Annotated in this window: 5 protein-coding genes; all 5 read left to right on the top strand. The window is 66.4% G+C overall.

The window, feature by feature from the left end; translation table 11 throughout:
* A partial coding sequence (locus ACIKT0_RS12595; protein WP_407105672.1) for a formate dehydrogenase subunit alpha occupies window positions 1-2,826 on the top strand: 2,826 nt, incomplete at its 5' end.
* A 13-nt stretch (window positions 2,827-2,839) separates the two neighbouring features.
* Window positions 2,840-3,436: a formate dehydrogenase FDH3 subunit beta gene (fdh3B, locus tag ACIKT0_RS12590; RefSeq protein WP_407105671.1), complete on the top strand. Its 597-nt coding sequence runs from the start codon at window positions 2,840-2,842 to the stop codon at window positions 3,434-3,436.
* 59 nt (window positions 3,437-3,495) lie between these two features.
* Window positions 3,496-4,515, top strand: coding sequence for a formate dehydrogenase subunit gamma (locus tag ACIKT0_RS12585; protein WP_407105670.1), 1,020 nt, complete (start codon window positions 3,496-3,498; stop codon window positions 4,513-4,515).
* Window positions 4,516-4,563: 48 nt separating this feature from the next.
* Window positions 4,564-4,803 carry a hypothetical protein gene (locus ACIKT0_RS12580; RefSeq protein ID WP_407105669.1) on the top strand — a complete coding sequence of 80 codons (240 nt, stop codon included), beginning with the start codon at window positions 4,564-4,566 and terminating at the stop codon, window positions 4,801-4,803.
* Window positions 4,804-4,859: 56 nt separating this feature from the next.
* On the top strand, window positions 4,860-5,235 hold a 376-nt coding region (locus ACIKT0_RS12575; RefSeq protein WP_407105668.1), incomplete at its 3' end, for a hypothetical protein.

The raw sequence follows: 5,235 nt of genomic DNA, 5'->3' as shown, positions 1-5,235 counted from the left end.
GCCGGCGCGCTGGCTGCGGCCGGCTCGATCCAGCTCGGCGCGGTGCGCAAGGCGCAGGCGGCGGGCTCCTCCGCGGTGAGCCCGGAAGTCGTCGTCAAGAAGAACATCTGCACCCATTGTTCGGTGGGCTGCACCGTGACCGCCGAGGTGCTCAACGGCGTATGGGTGGGTCAGGAGCCGTCGTGGAACAGTCCCATCAACCGCGGCACGCATTGCGCGAAGGGCGCCGCGATCCGTGAGCTCGTTACCAGCGATCGGCGGCTCAAGTACCCCTTGAAGCTCGTCGGCGGCGAGTGGAAGCGCATCTCCTGGGACGACGCGATCAACGAGATCGGCGACAAGCTGACGGCCATCCGCGACAAGAATGGCGCGGATTCGACCTATTGGCTTGGCTCGGCCAAATTCACCAACGAGGCCGCCTATCTGTTCCGGAAGTTCGGAGCGTTCTGGGGCACCAATTCAGTCGATCACCAGGCGCGCATCTGCCACTCGACCACGGTCGCCGGGGTGGCGAACACCTGGGGTTACGGCGCCCAGACCAACTCATACAACGACATCCGCAACGCCAAGACCATGATCATCATGGGCGGGAACCCGGCGGAAGCGCATCCCATCTCGATGCAGCACATTCTGGCGGGCAAGGAGCTCAACCGCGCCAACATGATCGTCATCGATCCGCGGTTCACCCGGACTGCGGCGCACGCGACGGACTATGTGCGGATCCGCGCGGGCACGGACATCCCGGTGATGTGGGGCCTGCTCTGGCACATCTTCGAGAATGGCTGGGAGGACAAGGAGTTCATCCGCCAGCGCGTCTACGCGATGGACGACGTCCGCAAGGAGGTCGCGAAGTGGCCGCCTGACGAGGTCGAGCGCGTGGCGGGCGTGCCGGGCGCGCAGCTGAGGCGGATCGCGGAACTGTTCGCCAAGGAGAAGCCCGCGACGCTGATCTGGTGCATGGGCGCGACCCAGCACACCGTCGGCACCGCCAATGTCCGCGCCTTCTGCATGCTGTGTCTGGCGACCGGAAACGTCGGCAAGCCCGGCACGGGCGCCAACATCTTCCGCGGCCACACCAACGTGCAGGGCGCGACCGATCTCGGCCTCGATGTGACGACCCTGCCGCTCTACTACGGCCTCGTCGAAGGCGCCTGGAGGCACTGGGCGCGCGTCTGGGAAGTCGAGTACGAGTGGCTGCAGTCGCGCTTCGACGAGGTTCCGGCGATAGGGGGGCGCAAGGCGCGCACCCGCAAGGAGAACATGGAGACGCCGGGGATCACCTCGACGCGGTGGTTCGACGGCGTCACCCTGCCCCCCGACCAGATCGACCAGAGGAGCCCCCTGCGGGCGATGGTGGTGTTCGGCCACGGCGGAAACACCGTGACGCGCATCCCGGAAGCCATCGAGGGGATGAGCAAGCTCGAGCTGCTGGTGGTCGCCGATCCGCACCCGACGACCTTCGCGGCGCTGAACGCGCGCCAGGACAACACCTACCTGCTGCCGATCTGCACCTCCCTCGAGATGAACGGCTCCCGGACGGCGTCAAACCGCTCCCTGCAATGGGGCGAGCAGGTCGTGAAGCCCGCCTTCGAGTCCAAGAACGACTACGAAACGCTTTACCTGCTGGCCAAGAAGCTCGGTTTCGCCGAGACGTTGTTCAAGAACATCAAGGTCGAGAACAACATGCCGTCCGCCGAGGACGTGCTTCGCGAGATCAACCGGGGCGGCTGGTCGACGGGCTATTGTGGCCAGAGCCCCGAGCGCCTCAAGGCGCATATGAAGAACCAGAGCAAGTTCGATCTGGTGACGTTGAGGGCGCCGAAGGACGACCCCGAAGTCGGCGGCGACTACTATGGTCTGCCATGGCCCTGCTGGGGCAAGCCGGAGCTCCGGCATCCCGGAAGCGCCATCCTCTACAACACGAACCTCCACGTGAAGGATGGCGGAGGCACCTTCCGGGCGCGCTTCGGCACCGAGCGCAAGGGCGTCACGCTGCTGGCGGAGGACAGCTACTCCAAGGGGTCCGATCTCACGGACGGCTACCCCGAGTTCACCATGGCGGTGTTCAAGAAGCTCGGTTGGGACAAGGATCTGACCGCCGAGGAGATGGCGGTCATCCAGAAGATCGGCGGCGACAAGATCGACGCGGTCAGCTGGGCGAACGACCTCTCGGGCGGCATCCAGCGCGTCTGCCTCGATCACGGCGTGACGCCCTATGGGAACGGGAAGGCGCGCGCCAACGCCTGGAACCTGCCGGATCCGGTGCCGGTGCACCGCGAGCCGATCTACTCCCCGCGACCCGACCTTGTGGCGAAATATCCGACCCGGCCCGACGAGCGGCAGTTCCGCATGCCGAACATCGGTTTCACGATCCAGAAGGAAGTCGTCGAGCGAAACGTCGTGCGCGACTTCCCGCTCATCCTGACGTCCGGGCGGCTGGTTGAATACGAGGGTGGCGGCGAGGAGACGCGCTCCAACCAGTGGCTCGCCGAGCTGCAGCAGGAAATGTTCGTCGAGATCAATCCCGCAGACGCTGGCGACCGGGGCATCAAGGACGGCCAGTTCGTCTGGGTCGACGGCCCCGAGGATAAGTCGAAGGTGAAGGTCAAGGCGATGATCACCGACCGGGTCGGCAAGGGCACGGTCTTCATGCCCTTCCACTTCTCCGGCTGGTACGAGGGCGAGGACATGCGCCGCTACTACCCGAAGGGCGCGGATCCCGTGGTGCTCGGCGAGAGCGTCAACACCATCACCACCTACGGCTACGATCCGGTGACGGCCATGCAGGAGCCGAAGGCGACCCTGTGCCAGATCCGAACGGCGTGAGGAGCGACGCGCGATGGCCCGGATGAAGTTCCTCTGCGACGCGGACCGCTGCATCGAATGCAACGCCTGCGTCACCGCCTGCAAGAACGAGCACGAGGTGCCGTGGGGCATCAACCGGCGTCGCGTCGTGACGCTGAACGACGGCAGGCCCGGCGAACGATCGGTGTCGATGGCCTGCATGCACTGCACCGACGCGCCCTGCGCGGCGGTCTGTCCGGTCAACTGCTTCTACACCACGGCCGACGCGGTGGTGCTGCACTCGAAGGATATCTGCATCGGCTGCGGCTACTGCTTCTACGCGTGCCCGTTCGGGGCGCCGCAGTACCCGCGGATCGGCAACTTCGGCTCGCGCGGCAAGATGGACAAGTGCACCTACTGCACGGGTGGGCCGGAGCCCGATTTCTCGGTGGCCGAATACGAGAAGTACGGCTCGAACCGCCTCGCCGAGGGCAAGCTGCCGCTCTGCGCCGAGATGTGCTCGACCAAGTCGCTGCTGGCGGGCGACGGCGAGATGATCGCCGAGATCTACAAGCAGCGGGTGATCAAGCGGGGCTACGGCTCAGGCGCCTGGGGCTGGAAAACGGCCTACCGCGAGACGGTGACGATCTGAACCGCGACCCGGGCGCCCGCGCCCGCGCGACCATGAAGACGCGTTCGGGAGGACTGCCGATGCGCTCAGGGCTGAAGCTTCTCAGCACACTCGTCGTCGCCGCGACGCTCGTGGCCGGACCGGTCGCGGGTGGCGCGGCCTTGGCCCAGGAGCCGATGAAGGCTGGGCAGAACCCCACGGGCGCGGACCCGACGGCCGACGCCGTCAACGAGGAACTTCTCTTCAAGCAGGAGTCGAAGATCCGCGGCGTCGTCAGCATCCCGGACAAGAGGGCCGCGAACCTGATCCAGCCTCAGGGGCGCGAATATCGCGCCTTCCATGAGCGATGGCTGCCTTGGATCGCCGCCGTGGTGATCCTGGGCATGACAGCCGTGCTGGCGGCCTTCCTTCTGATCAAGGGACGGATGAAGTCGCCCCGGAGCACGGAGAAAATCAAGCGCTACAACGTGTTCGAGCGCTTCACCCACTGGATGACGGCGGCCTGCTTCATCGTCCTCGCCTTGTCAGGACTGAACTACATCTTCGGCAAGCGCCTGTTGATGCCGTTAATCGGTCCTGACGCGTTCGGGGCGGCTTCACAGCTCGCGAAATACGCCCATGTCTACCTTGCCTGGCCGTTCATGTTCGGCGTCCTGGCGATGCTCGTCGTCTGGCTGAAGGACAACATCCCGAACCGCGTCGACTGGGCGTGGCTGAAGGCCGGCGGCGGCGTGCTCGGCGGGCACGCTCACGCAGAGCGGTTCAACGCCGGCCAGAAGGCCATCTTCTGGATGGTGATCGTATTTGGCCTGGCGATGGGGTTCACGGGCATCGCATTGCTGTTCCCGTTCACGCTGGCCGGCATCAACGGCATGCAGTTGATGCAGATCGTGCACGCCTCGATCGGAGCGCTGTTCATCGCCGGGATCATTCTGCACATCTACACCGGCACGGTCGGCATCGAGGGGTCCTTCGCGGCCATGGGCAAGGGCGAGGTGGACCTCGCCTGGGCGCGGGCCCACCACGATCTCTGGGTCGAGGAGCAGCAGTCGAAAGCCGCCGGCGGCGCCCGCCTGGGTCATCCGCAGCCTGCCGAATAGGCGGAAGGCCATGCAGCGCATTCCAGGCGTCGGGGATCGGAGAGAGCAATGAAGCCGTTTCTTGTCGCGGTCGTCGCCGCCGTCGCGATCGCATTTGGCGCGAGTGTCGTGCTCAGCGCCGTCCAGCAACTCGCCTACCAGAAGTTCGCGACGCCCGCCGTGCGGCTCTCCGAGCCGGGGACCAACCTCGTCGGCCTCAAGTGGAACGGCGATCCGACGGCCGCCGACATCACGGAGCAGGTGAGAGAGAAGGCCGAGGACGAACGTCTGGACGCCAAGGGCTCCTGAACAGCCCGAGGCCTCGTCACGCGGCCGCCCGCAAGGGGCAGATCTGAGGACCTGATATGACCAAGCGTCTTTCGACCTTCGTCCTCGTCGCGGCCGCCTTCGTGGCGGTCCCGGCCGTGGCGCAGGAGCCTGCCGCCACCCCCGCGCCCAGCGGCCAGCCGGCGAATCTCTGCCAGGAGTTGCTGGCCTTCGTGAAGCCTCCGGCCCCCACTGATCAGCCGGCGACGACGCCTGTCGCCCCACAGCAGCAGGTGGCGGTTTCCGCCCCGACCAACAAGGGCGAGCAGAAGCCTGGCGCCGCGGCCGGCGCCGTGCAGCAGAATTCCGGGCTAAGCGGCCCGATAAGCAACGACTCCACCGCTTCCGGCGGCGAGTCCGCGAAGCCCGCCGCGAGCGGGCGCAGCGCGGCTAACGCCGCCGCGAAGGCTCCGG

Origin of the sequence: Hansschlegelia beijingensis (assembly GCF_045505405.1) — a bacterium.
Taxonomy (GTDB): Bacteria; Pseudomonadota; Alphaproteobacteria; order Rhizobiales; family Methylopilaceae; genus Methylopila; species Methylopila beijingensis_A.
The sequence above is the reverse complement of the archived record's forward strand: the minus strand, read 5'-3'. Positions and strand labels throughout refer to the sequence as shown.

Coding starts and splice junctions, on each gene's coding strand:
- fdh3B (WP_407105671.1), top strand. CDS start 2,840: ATGGCCCGGATGAAGTTCCTCTGCGACGCGGACCGCTGCATCGAATGC.
- ACIKT0_RS12580 (WP_407105669.1), top strand. CDS start 4,564: ATGAAGCCGTTTCTTGTCGCGGTCGTCGCCGCCGTCGCGATCGCATTT.
- ACIKT0_RS12585 (WP_407105670.1), top strand. CDS start 3,496: ATGCGCTCAGGGCTGAAGCTTCTCAGCACACTCGTCGTCGCCGCGACG.